Source organism: Ferribacterium limneticum, assembly GCF_020510625.1.
GTDB classification, from domain to species: domain Bacteria; phylum Pseudomonadota; class Gammaproteobacteria; order Burkholderiales; family Rhodocyclaceae; genus Azonexus; species Azonexus limneticus_A.
In genome coordinates this window covers 2,023,665-2,043,272 of the sequence record NZ_CP075191.1, presented here as the reverse complement: position 1 = coordinate 2,043,272, position 19,608 = coordinate 2,023,665, and the positions used below count along the sequence as shown (strand labels likewise).

The following is a 19,608-nucleotide window of genomic DNA, read 5'->3' as shown; positions in this document are numbered from 1 at the left end:
TTGCAACGATTTAAGAAGGATTGACTGCTGCCGCCTGGACGGTTGGGCCTTCGAGCGAACCGAGACGGACATTGCCCGCGAAATTGCTCTGGACAACCGCCAGCGCTTCGTAACCCCCAGCCGGTGATGGCGCCACGGTCATCACGGTACCGCAGGACTGATCCGGATTGTCCGGTGAGTGCAACGCATCGCCGGCCTTCAGAGCTTGCTGGCTGGTCAGTCGGAACAGGTGGCGCTTGACCTTGCCCAGATACTGGGTTCGGGCGACCACTTCCTGGCCGGGATAGCAGCCTTTGTGGAAGCTGACGCCGCCAATTTTCTCGAAGTCGGCCATCTGCGGCACGAACTCCTCTTTTGTCGCCAGCGTGACCAGCGGGAAAGCCGCCTGCACATCGAGCCAGCGCCAGACGGGCAGGCCGGCTGGGCGAGCCTTGATGGTCAGCTTTTGCCACAGTTCTGCCATGGCCGACTCCGGCGCAGCTACCAGCAGGCGGCTCTGGTCAAGACGGATGACCGTTGCGCCGTTTGAACTGGTAGCAGCCATGGCCTCGGTCGGGCAGGGTAGCGCAGCATCGGCCAGTGCTTCGGGCGCTTGAGGGCCAGAGAGACCCAGCATGACGACACTGTCAGTCAGTGATGCAAGCTTGACCTTGGAGCGCAGAACGAACATTTGCAGACGTTTCTGCGTGGCCTCCTGCAAGTCGGCGGAAAGGGCCAGCAAGTAGCGTTCATCCTGACGCCAGGCAATAAAGCTGGCCTGCATACGACCCTTGGCAGTACACCAGCCGGCATGCTGTGCCTGATTCTCCGGCAGGTGGTTGATGTCGCTGGTGAATTGGCTGTGCAGGAAAGTCTTGGCATCTTCACCAGTAGCTTCGATCAGCCCCAGATGGGTCAGCGGAACGACAACGGTTTTTTGCGTTGCCGCCTGCAGTTCGCCGGCGGCATCGCCAAAATTGAGAAGCTCGGCCGAATCAGCGTCGAAGATGGCTTCGGCTGATTCCAAAAAGCTGCGCCAGTGGGGATTCATGGGGGCTCCTGATAGGGTTTCGGATATTATATCGCTCGTTATAACGTGCTCGTTCCACACGGGCAAGACCTGCTTGCAGCCGACGAGTTCCCGTGCGCACCCTGACCAAGATTCTATTCGCTGTTTTTGCGCTGTTCGTGATCGCCGCTGGCGGGCTGTGGTGGTGGGCCAATCAGCCGCTGTCCCTGCGCACGTCGCCGCTTGATTTCCATGTTTCGGCTGGTAGCAGCCTGCGCTCGGCGATTACCCAGATGCGGGAGGCCGGTATGGAAGTCGAGCCAAACTTGCTCGCCCTGCTGGCCCGGGCCAAGCGAGCCGATACGGCGATCAAGGCAGGCAGCTATGCGGTCTACGAAGGGGTGACCCCGAGCCAATTGCTCGACAAGTTACTCAAGGGCAAGGTTACTCAAGGCGAACTGACGCTGGTTGAGGGCTGGACCTTTCGGCAATGGCGTGCCCGCCTGGATAAGCATCCTGATCTGAAGCACGAATTGCTTGGCTTGAGCGAGGTGCAAATCATCGAGAAGCTGGGTCTGAGGCTTGCCAGCCTGGAAGGGCAGTTGTTTCCGGATACTTACCTGTTTGACAAGCAATCCAGCGATCTTGAGCTTCTGGCGCGAGCCCAGCGGGCCATGCAGCGCAAACTGGACGCCGAATGGACTAGCCGCTCCACCGGTCTTCCTTACAAGACTCCGAGCGACGCGCTGATCATGGCCTCCATCGTCGAGAAAGAAACCGGGCGAGAGTCGGACCGGGAGCTTGTTGCTGCAGTCTTCGTCAATCGCTTGCGCAAGGGAATGTTGCTGCAGACCGATCCAACCGTGATCTACGGCATTGGCGAGAAATTCGACGGCAACCTGAGAAAGCGCGATCTGCTCACGGACACCCCGTACAATACCTATACCCGCCCTGGCTTGCCGCCAACGCCGATCGCGATGCCGGGGCAGGCTTCGATCAGGGCGGCGCTGAATCCGGCCCCTAGCGATGTCATCTATTTCGTGGCAAGAGGCGATGGCAGCAGCGAATTTTCCCGGACGCTGGACGAACACAACCGGGCAGTTAATAAATATCAGAGAGGTGGGAAGTGAAAGGCAAATTCATCACTTTCGAAGGCATTGACGGAGCGGGCAAGAGCAGCCACGTCGAATGGCTGGCTGAATCGCTGCGAGAACGCGGGATCGTCGTTCAAGTAACGCGCGAACCCGGCGGAACCGAACTCGGCGAAAAACTGCGCGAACTGTTGCTGAACGAACCGATGCATCTGGAAACCGAAACGCTACTGATGTTTGCGGCTCGTCGCGAACATCTGGCTCGCTTGATCGAGCCGGCACTCGCCCGCGGCGAATGGGTGGTTTGTGATCGTTTCAGCGATGCCACCTATGCTTACCAGGGCGGTGGCCGTGGTCTGGACAGGGCAAAATTCCTGACGCTCGAACATTGGGTTCATGGGCATCTGCAGCCCGATCTGACGCTGCTATTCGATTTGCCGTTGGACGTTGCCCGTGAGCGCATCGTGCTGGCCAATCGCGTGCTCGACAAATTTGAGCAGGAGCGTGTCGATTTTCATGAGCGTGTCCGCCAAGCGTACCTGGAAAGGGCGCATTCCAGTCCATCGCGAATCCGGGTGATTGACGCTAACCAGACGATTGAAAATATTCGCAAACAACTTGAACAGATTGTTTCAAATAATTGTTTATGAATGTAATAGAGCTTCATTTCAAAGTCTGGGCTGGCTTGCAAGCAAGACGGGAACACTTGCCACATTCCTTGTTGCTGGTGGGGCAAAAAGGCCTTGGAAAATTCGAGCTGGCGCGACGTTTTGCCGCTGGTTTGTTGTGCGAGTCACCTCAGTCGAATGGTCAGGCTTGCGGCAAATGCCTGGCCTGCAACTGGTTTGAGCAAGGAAATCATCCTGATTTCCGTCTGTTGCAGCCTGATGCACTCGGCGAGGATGTCGAAGTTGAAGACGGCAAGAAAAAACCGAGTCAGCAGATCACTATTGACCAGGTACGCGCACTTGATGAGTTCTTCAATGTTGGAACGCACCGGGGTGGTTTGCGGATTGTTATCGTCAATCCGACCGAGGCAATGAACCGCAGCACGGCAAATTCTCTTCTTAAAACACTTGAAGAACCATCCGCAGATACATTGTTTTTATTGGTTTCTAGCGAACCTATGCGTTTGCTGCCAACGATCCGCAGCCGTTGCCAGGTGGTTCCCGTGCCGGTGCCTGCGGCGAAGCTTGCCGGAAAGGTATTGGCTGACGAAGGGTTGCAGCAATCCGAACGTTGGCTGGCGCTGGCCGGTGGTTCTCCGGCTTTGGCGTTGGATCTGGCTGCCTCCGGTCAAAGCGCCTGGGTTGAACTATTGGTCGCACGACTGGGCAAGGGCCGAAATGTGGATGCACTGGCGATGGCGGCTGAACTGGAAAAAGCGGTCAAGGACAGCAAGGGAAAGCTATTGCTGAAGCATGTCGTCGAAGGGGTGCAAAAATGGCTGGTCGATTTGACGCTGGCCAAGAATGGCTTGCCTGTACGGTATTTTCTGCCGCAACAGCCCACAATTTCAGGGCTGGCTGATATGATTCCTGCTGCGCGGCTGATTCAGTCCTATCGAGCCGCAATATCGCGCCGCCAGGAGGCCGAGCAGCCGCTAAATGCGCGCCTCTTTCTGGAAGGCCTCTTCCTGGATTACCGAGCCCTGTTTGCCAATTGATCAACGATGAGTGAAGCAAAACCCGCTCCCCAGCGCCCGAGCGTTCTCTCGCTGAACATCAATTCGAAATCCGCGCTTTATGCCGCGTTTATGCCGCATCTGCGAGCTGGCGGAATCTTTATCCCGACGACCCGAGGCTACAAGATTGGCGATGAAGTATTCATGCTTCTCTCTCTGATGGACGATCCCGCCAAGTTGCCAATCGCTGGGACTGTGGTCTGGATTACCCCGGCTGGTGCCCAGAATGGTCGGGCGCAGGGTATCGGTGTGCATTTCAACAATGACGAAAGCGGTCAGGAAGCGCGGCGCAAGATTGAAGGCCTGCTCGGCGGCGTCATGCAATCTGCCCGGCCGACGCATACGCTCTGATCAGCCATCATGCTGGTCGACTCTCACTGCCACCTCGATTTTCCTGATCTGACCAATCGCCTGCCTGATGTGCTTCAGCGCATGCAGGACAAGCAGGTCGGGTTGGCGGTCTGCATCGGCGTCAATCTGGAGGACTTTCCCAAGGTTCTCGCGCTGGCCGAACAGGAACCATGCCTGTTCGCTACTGTCGGTGTTCATCCGGAATACACGGATGTCGAAGAGCCCGATGAAGATCGCCTTGTCGCTCTTGCTTCGCACCCGAAGGTCATCGCCATGGGCGAAACAGGGCTCGATTACTACTGGCAGAAGGATCAGCCGGAGTGGCAGCGGGATCGTTTTCGCACGCATATCAGGGCGGCCAAACGGTGTGGCAAGCCGCTCGTGGTGCATACCCGGGATTCTGCCGTTGATACGCTCAGGGTGCTCAAGGAAGAGGGGGCTGACACGGTTGGTGGCGTGATGCATTGTTTTACCGAAAACTGGGAAATAGCCAGGCAAGCACTCGATCTGGGTTTCTACCTCTCGTTTTCGGGGATTGTGACGTTCAAGAACGCTACCATCGTCAAGGAAGTGGCTCAGAAATGCCCGCTTGGCCGCCTGCTCGTTGAAACCGACTCCCCGTATCTGGCGCCGGTGCCGTACCGGGGAAAGCCCAACGAACCGGCCTACGTTCATTATGTCGCCGAAGAAATTGCTCGCCTGCGCGGGGTCTCGCTTGAAGAGATTGCCACGGCGACGACCGACAATTTCTTCCGCTTGTTCAAACACGCTGCCCGCCTGTGAAAACCATGAAAAAAACCTTTTTGACCGCTGTCTTTGCTCTGGCCTTTCCCGTTCTGGTCTGCGCTGCGACCTATGATGACCTGATCAGCTCAGCGAAGATGGGGGATGCCAGTGGTGTGGCCGAGCTGGTGCAGAAAGGCGCTTCGATCGATACGACGGATATCGATGGCAATACGCTGCTGATGTTGGCGGCCCGCGATGGCCACGCCGATTTGGTCGGCTACCTGATCAAGCATCGCGCCAAACTCAACGCGCGCAACTCGGCTGGAGACACTGCCCTGCGGCTGGCTGCTTTTCGAGGCCATCTGAAGGTGGTCGAGTTATTGGTGGCGGGAGGGGCTGGCGTCAATATGACGGGCTGGACACCGCTGGCCTATGCAGCCTTCAGCGGCCATCTCGAGATTGCCAGGGTGTTGATCAACGCGGGGGCCGATGTCAATTCGCCCAGCGAGAATGGCACCACGCCCTTGATCGCCGCCGCCCGTAGCGGGCATGCCGAGATCGTTCAATTGCTGTTGGGCAAAAAAGCTGACCCGAATCGGAAACTCGATACTGGAGAGACGGCGCTTGATATTGCGCTAAGGAACAAGAATACAGACATCGGTGACGCATTGCGGCGCGCTGGTGGCGTCTCGGGCCGCTCGGTGACTATCGAGGTCAGGTGAGCTCAGGCTTGTTGCCCCAAGCCCGGATCTGATTACCGAACGATTGCTGTAATGATATCGACGTCGCGTTCGGCGGCTTTTTTTGCATTTGGCTGCGAATTCTTGTCGGCAGATACCTTGTTCGCATGGTTGTTGGCAGGTTTTCGTTCTGCAGAATGGCCTGTTTGTCTCTTGGCCTGCTGGTGGGCGCTTTGATTCCTCGAATCGGTTTTACTCATCCGGTCTGAATTCGTCAGTTTTTTTTCTTCTGGTGCGATTGAAGGAAAAGGCATGGGTTCTTGGCCTTTTTCCGATTTTATCGACGCAGGCTGTCCAGCTTCCTGAATGATGGCGCTTCCTGCTCCGCTGTTGGCTGGAGACGCAGCCGCTAGGTCGGTCGAGGCAATCTGGGAGCGTTCGATGCTCGGCGCTTTGGCGATCTCGTTGCTGATCTCACCTTGATCCGGCATGCCGTTTCCGGGCAGTTTATTTCCAGAGGCACTGTTGTCGATCTGCAGCGTAAAAACCAGCCAGCTGGCCCACGCCAGAATCAACAGCAATGACAAAATCCAGGTAATTGACTTCCATACGGCAAATGAAGACTGGGTGTGGATTTTTGCGTATTTTGGGTCGAGGTCTTGCAGGATGCTCATCGTTCAGCCTTTGTTGTCTTCCAGTCTGGATATGCTTCCATCGTGTAATTGTGGAATGTCATTGAGTCATCGGCCATTATAATAGGACGTTGGCAAGTTCATAAAGAAATCCATTTGTATTAAAATAATACAAATTGATTATTTCCCTGTTCTGCGTATTTCTTCTGAATGCGTCTTGAGCGGCTCTTTGTGAAAGCTTTCTGTGGTTGCGGCTGCCGTATTGGCGTATTTCCTGATTGTTGTGCTGGGTGTGTTGCTGGTTGTTTTTCCCGGCTATCGCACGCGCGTCATCTCGACCTTGCTGGGGGCTCTCAATAACGGCGCGCTTCCAGTGGTCCGGGTGGGGCTCAAATTTTCCTCAGGATTTCTCTCTGTTGGCCAACTGCTTCGTGGGCTTATCAAAGGTCTTGGGCGATTTGTCAGCGCCAACCCGCTGCTCACCGGAGGAGCCTTGCTTTTGGTCGTGGCGCCCTCGCTGATTGCGCTGGCGTTGCACAGTCCGGCGGTGTTCGACTTTTCCGATGAGCATCGAATTGCTGACCGGCAGATTGCTGTATTGCTCGAAGGTGAGCAGCTCGTCCCGCCGCCGCCGTTGCCGCCAGAGGTCTTTACATCTCGGGAAGTGGAAATGGTGCGTCCGGATGTGATTCATGCCAGTCGCAACTGGAACTTGCTTGATCAGGTATTTACCCAGCGCCTTCTCGTTGTTTTCAAGCTGATGAAGGAGCGGCACGGCTACGACATGGTGTTGATCGAGGGCTATCGCAGCCCGGAGCGCCAGGCAAAATTGTTTGAGCAGGGGGCGCATGTCACTCAGGTCGGCGCCAACATGAGCTACCACCAGTACGGCCTGGCTGCCGATTCCGCTTTTTACCGGGACGGAAAGGTCGTGATTTCGGAACGCGATCCGTGGGCCATGCGTGGTTACCAGTTGTATGGGGAAATCGCCGAACAGGTCGGACTGACCTGGGGCGGCAAGTGGAAGATGCAGGACTACGGACACGTGGAGTTGCGTCGTAGCGGTGTCCTGGGTCGAGGCGCTAGTCAGTGATCAAGACCCTACTTGGGCAATCTCGTATCTTCTGGAGTAATTGATGAGCAGACCTTTCATTCTATTGGGCGACAAGACGGATCACGGCGGAGTGGTTATCACTGCATCCGAATCGAGCGACTGCAACGGGAAGGGCGTGGCGCGGGTCGGCGATCAGGTGACCTGTCCAAAACGAGGTCATGGCAACGTAACGACCATTGTGACTGGGGATTCCACGGCGCTGATCGATGGACGCCCGGCCGCCCGTCATGGTGACAAGACTGCCTGCGGGGCGACTTTGATCGCCAGTCAGTCACTGACCACAGACTGAAACGCGGCGATAGATTCTCATGTGGCCTACGGTGTTCAAAATACTTGGCGGGAGCTTGTTGACGTTTGCCCTCGTCTGGGCGCTCGTGCTCGGATGGTGGCAGTCGAACGATTACGAGCCAAGCAAGCTTGATCTTGCCCTTTATCTAGGCGCCTTGCCGCTGGCCCTCGTCGGGGGCTATTTGCTGTTGCGCGGGTTCATCGAACATCTCAAGGCGCCGCCGGCAGTTGATAAGCCCGATGCGCCGGCACTGCGCGACGACGATCCACTGGCTGCGACGTCGGCCAAGACGGCAGCGGCCGAGCGTGCATTCAATATTTGCTTGGTTGAAGGCTTTGTTGTTGCGGCGCCAGGCGCGTCGACGGATGATGTCCTGGCGGCAATTGATGGCGGCCAGCGGCCAGAGCCCAGCTTTCGTTTGACCGACGGGGCTGGCTTCCCCGTCTTTCTCGCCGAGGTCAAGGATCTCGACGTCGATGGCATGCAGGAAAAAATGGCCGCTGATGCCGCGTCTATTCGCAAATTTGCCGAGCGGGAGGACGTTGCTCGTACTCTGGCTCTGCTCGATCATTTGCTGGGCACGGTGCAAGAACGCCTGACACCCTTGCTGGCACAGGCTGGTCCAGCCTTGAAGCTGCGGATCGTCTGGTTGGTTCCAGCCAACTGGGATTCGTCGCAGCTTGCAACCCTGCGGGTCTGGTTGCAGCTTAATTACTGGCCCAATCAGGAGCGGTCCGGTCTGGATATCGCACTGGTTCCGGTGGCCTCTGAACTCGATGCGATGCGTCAGCTTGATGAAATCAATCTGCGCATCAATCGCGATCCTGCAAATTCTGAACTGACCCTGTTGCTGGGTGCTGCATCGGCCGTGGATGAGCAAACGGTGGAAAGCTGGGCGGCCAGCAACAAGCTGTTTTCGGCCGATCATCAGGATCGAAAGATACCCGGAGAAGGTGCAGTCGGCTTGCTCCTTGCCGGTCGGGCAAGCGTTGAACGTTTTGAGCTGCCGGAGGTAGCGGTCCTCAGCCGGGTCAGCATGGGCGTTCGGGACAAGCCGGTCGATGCGGGCGGGCGGATTGGCGGCAAGCTGATCGAACAGCTCGTCACCGGACTTCTTGATGTCAGCGCCGTCGAGAGTACGCAGGTCAAGACCGCCTTGCTGGACGCCGATCATCGCGCCAGCCGAATTGCAGAAGCAATGGAAGGGCTCGGACAGACCTTTGAGCATTTTGATCCGATCAAGGATTGCCTCGCCGTTGGTACGGTCAGTGGCGACTTGTCGCCGATTGGCGGACTGATTGCGCTTGCCTGCGCCAGGACGAAGGTTTTGGCGACCGAAGCACCGGTGCTATGCCTGAGCAACCAACATGAACGCGACAGGGCTGTGCTGCTGGCCATGCCTTATATCCCGTCACCGAATACCGAACCCAGCCTTACTTGAGTAAATGAGCAAAGCCAATTCATGATGTCCCAAATACGTTCGTTTCTGACTGACTCCCGTTTTCTTTCATTCATCGGTGTCGCTGCCGTCGCGGCATTCTTTTTCCTGGGGGCCAAGACGCTCAAGGTGGCGATGATTTGGGCAGGAATAGCCAGTCTGGTGATACTTGCTGTCTGGGCCGTGGTCTGGTTCGTGCGCCGGCAAAGGGCGCGCAAGGCAGGGGAGGCGATCGGTTCCATGCTCGAGCAGCAGGCCGACGTATCGCCCAAACGGGGTGGGGCTGCGACTTCGGCTGAAATCCAGACGCTCAAGCAGCGCATGCAAGAGGCAGTCAAGACGATCAAGACCTCCAAGCTCGGTCAGGTCTCCGGAGCTGAAGCATTGTACGAATTGCCGTGGTACATGACGATCGGCAATCCGGCTGCCGGGAAGAGCACTGCCATCGTCAATTCCGGGCTGAAATTTCCCTTTGATGATGGTGGCGACGCGATCATCAAGGGTATTGGCGGCACCCGCAACTGCGACTGGTTCTTCACGACTGAAGGCATCCTGCTCGATACGGCGGGGCGCTATTCCGTGCATGAGGAAGACCGGGAGGAGTGGCTCGGCTTTCTTGGTCTGCTGAAGAAGCATCGGCCGCGGGCACCGATTAACGGCATCATCGTCACCGTCAGCATCGGCGAGCTTATGGGCAACTCGCCGAGCTTCGCGATCAACCTGGCCAAGAGCCTGCGCCAGCGTGTTCAGGAGCTTACCGAGAAGCTTGAGGTTTTCGCGCCGGTCTACGTCCTGTTCACCAAGGTTGATCTGATTCCCGGATTTCACGAGTTCTTTCTCGATCTGGACTGGAATGAGCGGGACAGGGTTTGGGGGGGCACCATTCCTTATGACCAGTCGAACGGCAGCGAATTGATCACGCTGTTCGACCGGCATTTCGACGAACTTTATGAAGGCCTGCGCGCCATGAGCGTCGCGCAAATGTCGCGGCTGCAGGGCGAAAGCGCACCGCCTGGATTGCTGACCTTCCCCTCTGAATTTGCCTCGATCAAGCCAGCACTGAAAGCCTTCATTGCCACACTGTTTGAGGATAACCCGTTCCAGTTCAAGCCGGTTTTCCGCGGCTTCTACATCACCTCGGCCATTCAGAGCGCCGATATCAAGCCGGTCTCCAACGACCGCATCCTGCGAAAGTTTTCCTTGAATGGCGGTGGCAGCGCTTCGGTCCGCACGGCCTTGAGCCATGGCTACTTCCTCAAGGAACTGTTCTCGAAAGTGATTTTCCCGGACCGCAATCTGGTCCGCCAGCACACCACCAAGGCCAAGGCCCAGTTACGCCAGTTTGCAGTGCTGGGCGCCTTATGCTTCCTGGGCGTAGCGCTGGGCGGCTGGAGCTGGTCGTATTTCAATAACCGGAGTTTGCTGGCCAATGTTGAACAGGATATTGCCAAGGCGGTGAAGGTGCAGGAAGGGCGGATCGATCTGCAGTCCCGTCTCGAAGCCCTCGAAATTATCCAGGACCGCTTGGCGCAACTTGAGCAGTTCAACGAGGATCACCCGGTTTCCATTGGCCTTGGGTTGTATCAAGGCGAGTTGATGGCTGACAAATTGCGTCGGGAATACTTTGCCGGCGTCAGTAATGTCATGCTGATCCCGGTCAAGGACAACCTTGAAGCCTTCCTCAACGAGGTCAATGCCCAAGGCGACCGTCTCAAGCCGCAAGGTGCTGCAGACGGAGGCAATCAGGCCGCCAAACAGCCCCGTAGCAAACAGTACAAGGATGCGACGCCATCCGATGTTGAAGATGGCTACAACGCTCTCAAGACTTACCTGATGTTGTCGAGCCACGACCATGTCGACGTCGGTCACCTTTCCGACCAGATGACGCGTTTCTGGCGAGGCTGGCTGGAGGCCAATCGCGGCACCATGACGCGAGAGCAAATGATTCGCTCGGCCGGGAAAGTGCTGACCTTCTATCTGGAGCACGCAACGCATCCTGAGTGGCCGGTTATAAACAACAACCTGGTTCTGGTCGATGAAGTGCGCGACAAGTTGCGCCAGGTGGTGCGCGGCATGCCGGCGGCTGAACGCGTCTATGCCGAAATCAAGGCCCGCGCCTCGACACGCTTTGCGCCGCTGACCGTGGCCAATATCGTTGGTCCGGACAATGCAACGCTGGTTGCCGGTAGCCATGTGGTGTCCGGTGCATTCACTGTTGAAGCCTGGCGGGAATATGTCCAGACCGCCATCAAGGAAGCGGCAACCAGCGAGCAGAACAACGCGGATTGGGTGCTGCAGACTTCGACCAAGGACGATCTGACGCTGGAAGGCAGCCCTGAGCAGATACAGAAGTCACTGGTGGCCATGTACAAGCGTGATTACACGGAGGAGTGGAAGCAGTTCGTCCAAGGCATCAGCGTTGCCTCCTTCGAAACCTTCCCTGAGGCGGTGGCGGCAATGGATCGTCTGGGTGATGCGCAGATATCCCCAGTCGGTACGCTGATCAAGGTGGTTTTTGATCAGACTGCCTGGGATAACCCGGCGATGGCCAATCTGGGGCTGGAACGGGCGCAGAAAGGGTTTATCGAATGGTTCAAGCGTTCGGTGCTGCAGATGGCACCGAGTCGTGTCCAGATGGATGTCAATGTCTCCGCCAAGCCAGCTGAAATCCCGATGGGGCCGATCGGCAAGGAGTTTGCCGGGTTTGGCCGGTTGGTCATTCCGCGCGACAAGGCCGATCCGCTGGTCGATACCTATCTCAAGCAGCTTTCAAAGGTGCGTACCCGCCTGAATCAACTCAAGAACCAGGGTGATGCCGGGCCGGGGGCGCTCAAGCTGATGCGGGAGACCATTGATGGTGGTGGCTCCGAGTTGGCGGAAACACTGCGCTTTGTCGATGAGCAGATGCTGACCGGCCTGCCGGATAACCAGCGTGCCGTGTTGCGCCCCTTGTTGGTTCGTCCGCTCTTGCAGTCGTACGCGGCAATCATCAAGCCGGCCTCCGAAGAGTTGAACAAGACATGGGAAGCCCAGGTATACGAGCCGTTTAACCGCAAGCTGGCGATCAAGTATCCGTTTGCGGCGAAATCCAATATCGAGGCGTCGCCAACCGAGATCGCTCAGGTTTTCGGGCCGGAAGGCGCTGTCTCCAAGTACGTCGAATCGGCCATGGGATCGCTGGTCGTGCGTCGTGGCAATACGGTGACGCCGCGCACTTGGGGGGATCTCGGGATTACCTTGCAGCCCGAGTTCATGAGCGACTTTGCGCGCTGGGTTTCGCCGCTGGAGGGAGGGGCCGCCTCCGATGCGGGCGGTGGTGCCGGCGGGGCAGGCGGTCAGGCGCAGACGGTCTTCATGCTGCGCCCGCAACCGTCACCGGGCACCAGCGGCTATGTCATCGAGATTGATGGGCAGAAACTGGCTTATCGCAATGGTGCGCCGCAGTGGGCCAACTTTGTCTGGCCGAATGCTGCCGGAGCGCCGGGCGCCAAGATCACCGCGACGACCTTCGAGGGCAAGATCGTCGAGGTTATCAACGTGCCGGGCCGTTTTGGCCTTGAAAAGATGATCAATGCCGCCAAGCGTACTCGTCAGGCGGATGGTTCTTTCCATCTCACCTGGGTAGCCGATGGGGTGGAGGTCGGTATTGACCTCCGCGTGGTCAGCAGCGCCCAGGCGCAAGCCGCGAGTGGTTCGAGCGAAGGTGCCAGTACCCAGAGGGGCCTGGCAGGGGTCGTGCTGCCGCGCTCAGTGGCGGTTGGCAAGGCCAGCAAATATCAGGAGGCAACGCCTGAGACAGCTTCGCCGGCGCCGGTCGCTACGGCAGGAGGTGCACAATGAGCACAGTGATCGCCTCTCCGACTACCTGTTTCGGCAAGATTCCGTCGCGCGGCGATTTCGTCAAGGGGGCAGGGCAGCATCAGTTGATTAGCGTTCTTGATCGCTGGGTATCGCAAACCATGGAGCGACTCTCGGAAGATCCGGGCTGGAAAACAGCCTATGACGGCGCATGTTCGGTGGACTTTGCTTTCATTGGTGCCCGAAGCCGGCTTTCGGTCGTTGGTCATTTGCGGCCGAGCTCCGATTCGTCGGGGCGCCGTTTTCCGTTTATTGCGGCGGCGACAGTCGAGCGCGACGACGCGCTGATGTTCCGCTGCGCCCCCGTCGGGCTTGCCTATTCCTTTGGAGCATTGGCAAGGCTCTCCGAGGCCGGGGTCAATGGAGCAGAAGTCGGGCAACTGCTGACCGAGCTTGAGTCGATCAATTGTGCCGGTGATTTCGAAACGGCCGTTCAGGCTGATCCACTGGGTAATTTTGTCCGCCGAAATACCCTCGATTCACTGGCCAGCATGGTGGGAGCACCGAATACCGAATCCGTTCGCCGGATCATCCTGGCGATAGGCTTGCTGATGCGCCCGGTTCTTGGTCAGGGAACGGTTTCTGTCGAGAAGGACATTGTTTTGCCGCTTCCTGCCGATGAGCGCAATCGGAATCTGGTGGCTGGTCTATGGCTGTATCTGGTCACCGCATTCCTGCGCAAGACCTCAGTTGAGCTCCAGGTAATTATTGAGCGCCGTGCCGGTAATCCCCATCTGGTGCTGGGGTTCAATGGCTCTTCTGCCTCAACGCTGCTGGCGGCTCTTTCGCCAGAAACTGCCGCCGAGCGGATTATTTCCCTCATTGATCCGGAGTGGATCGACGATCAGCCGGATATCGTCAATGACTATGGCGTCGCCAAGCTCTCCTCCTACCTCGCTCAGCCGAACATTTCCCTTGAGCATGCCATCAACACGTTCAGAGAAGTTTTTCTAGGCGAATGAACATGAAAACCCCACTAATCGTCGCTGCATTTTGTCTTGCCTTTCAGGGGGCGGTGTTCGCCCAGGCCAAACTACCAGAAGAACCGGGGAAGGTGATTGCCTCCGGTACTGTTCCTGACGAAGCGTCACGCGCCGCGATCCTCGGCAAGCTTCGTGATCTTTACGGAGCGGGCAATGTGGTTGATCGCCTGGAAGTTGGCGGCGTCGTGCCGCCGAGCAACTGGACCGAGAACATGACCAAGATCATCGGCCCCAATCTCAAGCAGGTGCATAAAGGGCAGATGCAGGTCAGCGGTACGCAGATATCGATCAAGGGCAATGTGGCCAATGAGGCCTTGCGCCAGCAGGTGGTCAGTAATCTCGCCACTTCGCTCAATCCGACCTACACCATCGACAACGGCCTGGTGGCGGCGGGCGGCGAAGCGCAGAGTGTGCTGGACAAGACACTATCCAACCGTGTCGTCGAGTTTGAAGTCGGCTCGGCGACATTGACGCCCGCCGGGCGCGTCATCCTCGACGAGATGTATGCCGCGATAAAGCAAATCGGTACGCCGAAGGTTCAGGTGATCGGCCATACCGACAGTTCGGGGAATCGCCAGGCCAATGTTTCGCTCAGCCTGGCGCGTGCCAACACGGTGCGCAATTACCTGATCGAAAAGGGCATTCCGGGTGAAAATCTGACCGCAGTAGGCTCCGGGCCGGATCAGCCGGTAGGCTCGAACGACTCCTCAGAGGGACGAGCGAAAAATCGGCGCATCGAGTTTCGGCTGGCTGGCCAGTAATTGGGCATAGGCGGTTACCGTGAGGTAGCCGCCTTATTGCCTGTTCTTAGCCCGATTCCCCAGTGTTGGGATCAACCCCCAGCAATTCTTCCATCCGCAGCAAGGCGCTGTCATCCTTGACGACAGTCCGCAGCCATTCGTGGAGTGGCATCGTTCCCCATTTGGCGGCCTTTTCTGCCAGATAGGCAACCGGACTATGTGGTTCTGTGCGCCGGAAGAACGCGCCAATTTCCTGTAGCTGGCGAATGGCCTGCTCGCGGGAGCGAATCGGCCCACCACCTACCTCGACGATTTGTCCGCCAATGCTTGGCTCGACCCGTTCGATGGCACCAAACGCCTTGTTTCCCACGCCGTCGATTGTCGATTTTTCCTGTATTTCTGATGGCTTTGCACCTGCGTCTCCGGCATGGCGTTGGAAAAAGCGGTAAACGTCATCAAGCGCTTCGAAGCTTGGGCTGAAGGCTGGCGAATATTCTCCCATCCTTGCATCGAGCACTGTTTGCAGGGATTTGACAGAATCTTTCAGGCGCTCGGCATTGCGCATGCCGTCGACAAAATAGCGTTTGGGTGTGTCTTTAAGTGCTGCATCAAAGGTTTCCAGCTTCACATGCGCCGTGCGGGCGAGTTCCTCAGCAATGCCTGGATTACGTTCAATGTTCTTGGCAGTGGCGCGGGCCGATTCGTGGTCAATCAATGAAAACCTGCCCTTGTCGGAATGCGTCAGCGGCGTTTCGCGAATCAGGCGAGCTGTCTGATTGACCAGCCAATCAAGGACGCCAACCCTTTGTTCAATATCGCCATCTTCCGGTTGCGGGTGGATATCGTTCCAGAAAGTCTCACACAACCGCCCAAGCAGCGTGTAGCCGTTGGCTAGACCACCAAGCCCCTCTAATTTGCAGCTTGCTTCAGTCAACCAGGCAGCAACGCGCAGATCCTTTGACTTGTTGGCCAGGATGCCTTCACAGATACGAACCACGCGAACCCAGTCAGCCTCCTTTACTTCGGTAACCCATTCGCCTTGAGAGAGGGAGGGGTCATCAAAGCGCCTGGCTTCCTGAATCTCGTCGAATTCGGCAGAAAAGACCAGATCATCACCGCAAGGGCCATGACTTGAGGCAAGTGGTTGGGCTAGATGTTCAAAATCCATCGTCGTATGCCTGTGGGCTAAATTGGCATATTTTAATGGAATATAAGGACGTTCCTAAGAAATATGAGGGATGACATGTGGCATTTTTATATCAATGAATCGATGGCATCTCGCGCATTGGAAAAACGATTGGCCCATATGTAGATATATCGTCAATTCTTATCCAGCAGAAATCTACAGGCTGAGCGCCGACTGATCCGGCGACCATTGCCAGAAGGTCAGGCCGTAATCGCCGCCGACTGACGGTATGTTCTCACCTGCCTTGAAGTAACGGCGCGAGCCGGATTGGGCCGGGGTGAACCACCAACCGGATTCGGGGCAGTGGGTGCCGGCGGGGACGTTGGAGCGGCGCGTTTCGCCGCCCGTACTTTCTTGCGGGCCGCAGCCGGTGCCGCCGCCAGTGTCGGCGACGCGTTCAATGAGGGTCCACACCGTCGCTTGCGATGTAGAGGAACGATCTTCGGGATTTTCTGGATGGTCCATCACGTTCGCTTCCCATGTCTCGTAACCTTCGATCAGAAACTCGGCACAGCTACCGGGGGCATCGGGAAGGTAAACGCCGTTCTGCGGGACTTTGTCGCCGGTTTTGACGCGGACGGCGTGATTCAGGCGGTAGACCGGCCAGCTTGGAGGAGCGTCGAGGGGGCCTCGTGAGTCTTCTCTGTATCGACTGGCAAGCGTATCTCGTAGCCAATCGCCTTGTTGGGTACGGCTGATGTTCGAGGCCAATTCCCACGCGATACTCATGTTGGTATCGAATTCCGCCATGAACGGTTCTGGCATCCACTCACTATCGTAGTCCCGAATTACGCCGGCAAACGATGTATTGACATTTCCGGCCAAGGCCAGCCCTTCGTAATCCCCGTGGCTTAGCCGGATGTACCCGTTAAAGACGCCCCGGAGGGAATACTGCAAATTAGGAATGACGGTTTCCCCCCAAACCGCATCGGGTTGTTTCCATAACGGCTGGTTACGATAGTCCGGCGGCAAGTGTTTCATGAATTCGGCCAGAGCATGTTCGGCTGCCTTGACACAGGCTTCGAAGGCATCGCGCATTTGCCCGAAGTATTCCAGCGAACTGTAACGTTCGAGCAGATAGACTTCCTGAGGGATCAGCGGGGGCTGCATGAATCGCGAATTTGCCTACCTAGCTATAGTTTCGGTGCCGACTGGTCCGGCGACCATTGCCAGAAGGTCAGGCCGTAATCGCCGCCGACTGAAGGCATGTTCTCGCCTACCTTGAAGTATCGGCGGGAGCCTGATTGGGCCGGGGTGAACCACCAGCCTGCTTCGGGGCAGAGGGTGCCTGCGGGGACGTTGGGGTGGCGCACCGGTTCAGCTGCAGCTTCGTCTTCTTCGGTCGCGTCGTCGAATTCACTATCGATCATTTCGACGAAATACCATTTGCAGGGGAGTTCGGTAAATACTTGGGGGGACAAAATTACACAAGCAGTATTAAGCCGTGCAACGTCTTTCCAGTCTCGACCGTTGGCCGGTTGCAGACGTCCCTGCTTCAGGGACTCAATCACGTAGGCCATCATTTTTTGTTCATCCTGCCAAATGGCATTCCTGCCCATGGCTCTAACAGCGTCCAGCCCCGCCTCGTTATACGTCTGGACCTTGCCCAGAATGCCATCGCCGTTGCCTGTCCAGCCAAACTGCAAGGTGCCGTAGGGATCGTCCTGCGACACATAGACCCCGGTGCGCGGAGGCAGTTTGCCCGTCTCGCCCACCACGTCGGTGCGTACGCGGAAGCGGGGCAGGCGCGGGAAATGACTGCCGTATTCTTGCCAGAATGCAATCATGCTTTTGTCTCTTAGACGTTTTTGCCCCCCCGCACCAGAAACCTCATCGATTCGTGATGCATAGGAGAAGACCGCTTCGAATTGCCGTTTGAAGCCATCTTCTTCATCTTCCGTCATCCAGCGCGACGAAGTTTCATCGAGCAGGTAGGCGCATTGGTAGGCGCCTGTCTTGCCATAATCCTCGTTGACTCGAGCAGCGATGTCACCAATAACTGATTTCCTGAAATCCGCCAGCGCTGAATGCCCATAGGTTGACCAGTTGGTCGAAGTGTCGCGCCCCCCCCAGCGATCATCGGCGATCAGTGCGTCGCGCCCCTGGCTTTGGGCGAGGTCGAGGAGGACATCCGTCCCGGTCATCAGCTTGTCGATCATGCCCTTGAGGCCCTTGAGGTAATCGAGGGACATCCAGTAATAGAGCAGCGCCGCCTGGCGTTTTTGCCAGAGCGAGAGAGGAAAGGCTGGGCCGCCGGACAAGGGGTTGTTAAAAAGGTCTGTCGTCATGGCTGTCTTTAGTTGGTGACCTGGCCGGACAAGGCGGGCAAGCCAATTTTTGCATCGCGCAACTGCGCATCGAAATCTGTTGGTCCCCAGCCCGTATCGAGCGGGCCTTTGATGTTGGGGTGGTTGATTTTTTCACGGATCGGGGTGTACGCCTTCTTTTTTGCTTCGGAAAGCGCTTCCCATTCGGCGCGGCTCAAGCCCGGCGGATGCAACTTCTCGCCATGACCGCCGCCACGCATGTAGTAGCGGGTGCTGTCCCATTGATTGCCGCCCACCTTGACGATGACCTGATCCCAGCCGCCCTCAAGGTGGGCGTTTAGGTTTGTGCCGCGAGGTTTGGCTTGACTGGCCGCCGGCCCGCGCCAGGCCTTCAGGGTTTCGCCTTCCTTGATCTCCAGCACGACGAATTGCCCGTTTGGATTCCAGTCTGGCCAGACGGCGCTGTACTTTCGCCAGGCCGCCTTGGGGTCGGGGGAGGCGAGGATTTTCTTCCAGACGTCTTCAGGTACCCAGCAATCGCCCATCGCGCCGTTGCTGGGCGAGGTGACACGGAATAGCTTGGCGGGGCCTTTAATCTCGACGTTGGTCATGCTGTGGAAGGATTTGATATTTTTGTCGTTGAGTTTGGGCCAGTCTGGGTAATCGGCTAGTAGCTGTTTGCCATCGTCAACATCCTGTTCCGCCCATTTCCCCTCCCGCCCCTTGCTCAACCAGGGTGGCAACGGCTCTGCTTTGCGCATCAAGCTCACCGCCTCAGCCTCCGGCAATGTACCCCGGAAATGGACGTTGCTCGCATTGAGAATGCCGGAACGCTGGACCATGTGTTCCATGTCCAGGCGGTGGATGATGCGGTCGAGAATTTTTTGAATGGGTGCGATGGCTTTGGCTAGCTGGGCGTCAGCCTGCTTGCGGATTTTTTCGACGAGGGCAATGGTTTGCTTGGCCCGTTCGCCGACCTTCGGGAGCCAAGTGATCTTGCTCAGCAGGCCTTTTAGGATGCCAATGGCTTTGTCGAATGCGGTGAGCAAAGCGCCGACGCTGACCTTGCCCCGTATCTCGCGTACCGCATCGGCCAACCATTTGAAGACTTCGTCGACTTTGTGCTGCCGCAGGTATTTCTGCACATCGCGCTTACGCAGCAGGGTGATTACCCATGTCATGGCTTCATCGACAGCTTTGATGAGATGGTTCATCCCGTAGCGTCGGACAAAGGTAAAGAAGATTTTAAGTACACCCTTGACCAGACTGCCAAGACTGGGGAACAGACCGATCAGCGTCAGCGCCAATGCAACCCACTTCCATGTGTTGTCGTCGTGTTCTTCGCTTTGGGCAATGCTCTTGCAATTGGCAATGATGTCGCGTGCGTCACAAACTTGGTCGACCACCGGGATCATCGATATTGCCGCATCGAACGCAATTTGCCCGGTTGAACGGTTGTCGTTGAAGTCGCCTTGGATAGATTCCCAAAGCCATACCCAAGTATTTTTGTCGCTGGGTGCCTTGCTGCCGGTTTCCCATTCCAAGGCACCACGGATATCTGTTTCTGAGGCCATAATTCTT

18 protein-coding genes are annotated in these 19,608 nt (G+C 57.2%); 12 read left to right on the top strand and 6 right to left on the bottom strand.

Features of this window, described 5'->3' with window-relative positions:
- Window positions 1–10 precede the first annotated feature (10 nt).
- On the bottom strand, window positions 11–1,030 hold the full coding sequence (ygfZ, locus tag KI617_RS09660) for a CAF17-like 4Fe-4S cluster assembly/insertion protein YgfZ (RefSeq protein ID WP_226451779.1): 1,020 nt from the start codon (window positions 1,028–1,030) through the stop codon (window positions 11–13).
- A 92-nt stretch (window positions 1,031–1,122) separates the two neighbouring features.
- Here ygfZ and mltG point away from each other — a divergent pair, with 92 nt between their 5' ends.
- The 6 genes from mltG to KI617_RS09630 are packed head-to-tail and all read left to right on the top strand — an operon-like array spanning window position 1,123 to window position 5,562.
- Window positions 1,123–2,118, top strand: a complete 996-nt coding sequence (gene mltG, locus KI617_RS09655) for an endolytic transglycosylase MltG (RefSeq protein ID WP_226451778.1) — start codon at window positions 1,123–1,125, stop codon at window positions 2,116–2,118.
- Window positions 2,115–2,729, top strand: coding sequence for a dTMP kinase (gene tmk / locus KI617_RS09650; protein WP_226451777.1), 615 nt, complete (start codon window positions 2,115–2,117; stop codon window positions 2,727–2,729). The genes mltG and tmk overlap by 4 nt, the downstream gene beginning before the upstream one ends.
- Window positions 2,726–3,745 (top strand): DNA polymerase III subunit delta', encoded by a 1,020-nt coding sequence (holB, locus tag KI617_RS09645; protein ID WP_226451865.1) that lies wholly within the window; start codon window positions 2,726–2,728, stop codon window positions 3,743–3,745. The genes tmk and holB overlap by 4 nt, the downstream gene beginning before the upstream one ends.
- A gap of 6 nt (window positions 3,746–3,751) precedes the next feature.
- Window positions 3,752–4,114: a PilZ domain-containing protein gene (locus KI617_RS09640; RefSeq protein ID WP_011287936.1), complete on the top strand. Its 363-nt coding sequence runs from the start codon at window positions 3,752–3,754 to the stop codon at window positions 4,112–4,114.
- A gap of 9 nt (window positions 4,115–4,123) precedes the next feature.
- Entirely contained in the window at window positions 4,124–4,897 is a 774-nt protein-coding gene (locus KI617_RS09635; protein ID WP_226451776.1) for a TatD family hydrolase, read from the top strand.
- A gap of 5 nt (window positions 4,898–4,902) precedes the next feature.
- Window positions 4,903–5,562 carry an ankyrin repeat domain-containing protein gene (locus tag KI617_RS09630; RefSeq protein WP_226451775.1) on the top strand — a complete coding sequence of 220 codons (660 nt, stop codon included), beginning with the start codon at window positions 4,903–4,905 and terminating at the stop codon, window positions 5,560–5,562.
- A 32-nt stretch (window positions 5,563–5,594) separates the two neighbouring features.
- Here KI617_RS09630 and KI617_RS09625 read toward each other — a convergent pair whose 3' ends face one another.
- On the bottom strand, window positions 5,595–6,194 hold the full coding sequence (locus KI617_RS09625) for a hypothetical protein (RefSeq protein ID WP_226451774.1): 600 nt from the start codon (window positions 6,192–6,194) through the stop codon (window positions 5,595–5,597).
- 220 nt (window positions 6,195–6,414) lie between these two features.
- On the opposite strand from KI617_RS09625, the gene KI617_RS09620 reads away from it, so the two are divergent.
- Genes KI617_RS09620 through KI617_RS09595 form a run of 6 tightly spaced genes read left to right on the top strand, consistent with a single transcriptional unit; the run spans window position 6,415 to window position 14,595 of the window.
- Window positions 6,415–7,245: a M15 family metallopeptidase gene (locus KI617_RS09620; RefSeq protein ID WP_226451773.1), complete on the top strand. Its 831-nt coding sequence runs from the start codon at window positions 6,415–6,417 to the stop codon at window positions 7,243–7,245.
- Between the two features lie 43 nt (window positions 7,246–7,288).
- Window positions 7,289–7,555 carry a PAAR domain-containing protein gene (locus tag KI617_RS09615; protein ID WP_226451772.1) on the top strand — a complete coding sequence of 89 codons (267 nt, stop codon included), beginning with the start codon at window positions 7,289–7,291 and terminating at the stop codon, window positions 7,553–7,555.
- A 19-nt stretch (window positions 7,556–7,574) separates the two neighbouring features.
- Complete coding sequence (locus tag KI617_RS09610; RefSeq protein ID WP_226451771.1) at window positions 7,575–8,996, top strand: hypothetical protein; 1,422 nt, start codon at window positions 7,575–7,577, stop codon at window positions 8,994–8,996.
- Between the two features lie 21 nt (window positions 8,997–9,017).
- Window positions 9,018–12,833: a type VI secretion system membrane subunit TssM gene (gene tssM, locus KI617_RS09605; protein ID WP_226451770.1), complete on the top strand. Its 3,816-nt coding sequence runs from the start codon at window positions 9,018–9,020 to the stop codon at window positions 12,831–12,833.
- Entirely contained in the window at window positions 12,830–13,813 is a 984-nt protein-coding gene (gene tagF, locus KI617_RS09600; protein WP_226451769.1) for a type VI secretion system-associated protein TagF, read from the top strand. The genes tssM and tagF overlap by 4 nt, the downstream gene beginning before the upstream one ends.
- 2 nt (window positions 13,814–13,815) lie before the next feature.
- The gene (locus KI617_RS09595) at window positions 13,816–14,595 is read left to right on the top strand and encodes an OmpA family protein (protein WP_226451768.1); all 780 of its coding nucleotides are present in this window, start codon (window positions 13,816–13,818) and stop codon (window positions 14,593–14,595) included.
- Window positions 14,596–14,641: 46 nt separating this feature from the next.
- Here KI617_RS09595 and tssA read toward each other — a convergent pair whose 3' ends face one another.
- The 4 genes from tssA to KI617_RS09575 form a co-directional block, all read right to left on the bottom strand.
- Window positions 14,642–15,742: a type VI secretion system protein TssA gene (tssA, locus tag KI617_RS09590; RefSeq protein ID WP_226451767.1), complete on the bottom strand. Its 1,101-nt coding sequence runs from the start codon at window positions 15,740–15,742 to the stop codon at window positions 14,642–14,644.
- 174 nt (window positions 15,743–15,916) lie between these two features.
- Entirely contained in the window at window positions 15,917–16,870 is a 954-nt protein-coding gene (locus KI617_RS09585; RefSeq protein ID WP_226451766.1) for a hypothetical protein, read from the bottom strand.
- 23 nt (window positions 16,871–16,893) lie between these two features.
- Window positions 16,894–18,048 (bottom strand): hypothetical protein, encoded by a 1,155-nt coding sequence (locus tag KI617_RS09580; protein WP_226451765.1) that lies wholly within the window; start codon window positions 18,046–18,048, stop codon window positions 16,894–16,896.
- 8 nt (window positions 18,049–18,056) lie between these two features.
- Complete coding sequence (locus tag KI617_RS09575; RefSeq protein ID WP_226451764.1) at window positions 18,057–19,601, bottom strand: hypothetical protein; 1,545 nt, start codon at window positions 19,599–19,601, stop codon at window positions 18,057–18,059.
- Between the last annotated feature and the right edge of the window lie 7 nt (window positions 19,602–19,608).

Coding starts and splice junctions, on each gene's coding strand:
- tssM (WP_226451770.1), top strand. CDS start 9,018: ATGATGTCCCAAATACGTTCGTTTCTGACTGACTCCCGTTTTCTTTCA.
- KI617_RS09615 (WP_226451772.1), top strand. CDS start 7,289: ATGAGCAGACCTTTCATTCTATTGGGCGACAAGACGGATCACGGCGGA.
- ygfZ (WP_226451779.1), bottom strand. CDS start 1,030: ATGAATCCCCACTGGCGCAGCTTTTTGGAATCAGCCGAAGCCATCTTC.
- KI617_RS09580 (WP_226451765.1), bottom strand. CDS start 18,048: ATGACGACAGACCTTTTTAACAACCCCTTGTCCGGCGGCCCAGCCTTT.
- KI617_RS09595 (WP_226451768.1), top strand. CDS start 13,816: ATGAAAACCCCACTAATCGTCGCTGCATTTTGTCTTGCCTTTCAGGGG.
- KI617_RS09575 (WP_226451764.1), bottom strand. CDS start 19,601: ATGGCCTCAGAAACAGATATCCGTGGTGCCTTGGAATGGGAAACCGGC.
- tagF (WP_226451769.1), top strand. CDS start 12,830: ATGAGCACAGTGATCGCCTCTCCGACTACCTGTTTCGGCAAGATTCCG.
- holB (WP_226451865.1), top strand. CDS start 2,726: ATGAATGTAATAGAGCTTCATTTCAAAGTCTGGGCTGGCTTGCAAGCA.
- KI617_RS09630 (WP_226451775.1), top strand. CDS start 4,903: ATGAAAAAAACCTTTTTGACCGCTGTCTTTGCTCTGGCCTTTCCCGTT.
- KI617_RS09585 (WP_226451766.1), bottom strand. CDS start 16,870: ATGCAGCCCCCGCTGATCCCTCAGGAAGTCTATCTGCTCGAACGTTAC.
- KI617_RS09610 (WP_226451771.1), top strand. CDS start 7,575: ATGTGGCCTACGGTGTTCAAAATACTTGGCGGGAGCTTGTTGACGTTT.
- KI617_RS09640 (WP_011287936.1), top strand. CDS start 3,752: ATGAGTGAAGCAAAACCCGCTCCCCAGCGCCCGAGCGTTCTCTCGCTG.
- KI617_RS09625 (WP_226451774.1), bottom strand. CDS start 6,194: ATGAGCATCCTGCAAGACCTCGACCCAAAATACGCAAAAATCCACACC.
- KI617_RS09635 (WP_226451776.1), top strand. CDS start 4,124: ATGCTGGTCGACTCTCACTGCCACCTCGATTTTCCTGATCTGACCAAT.
- tssA (WP_226451767.1), bottom strand. CDS start 15,742: ATGGATTTTGAACATCTAGCCCAACCACTTGCCTCAAGTCATGGCCCT.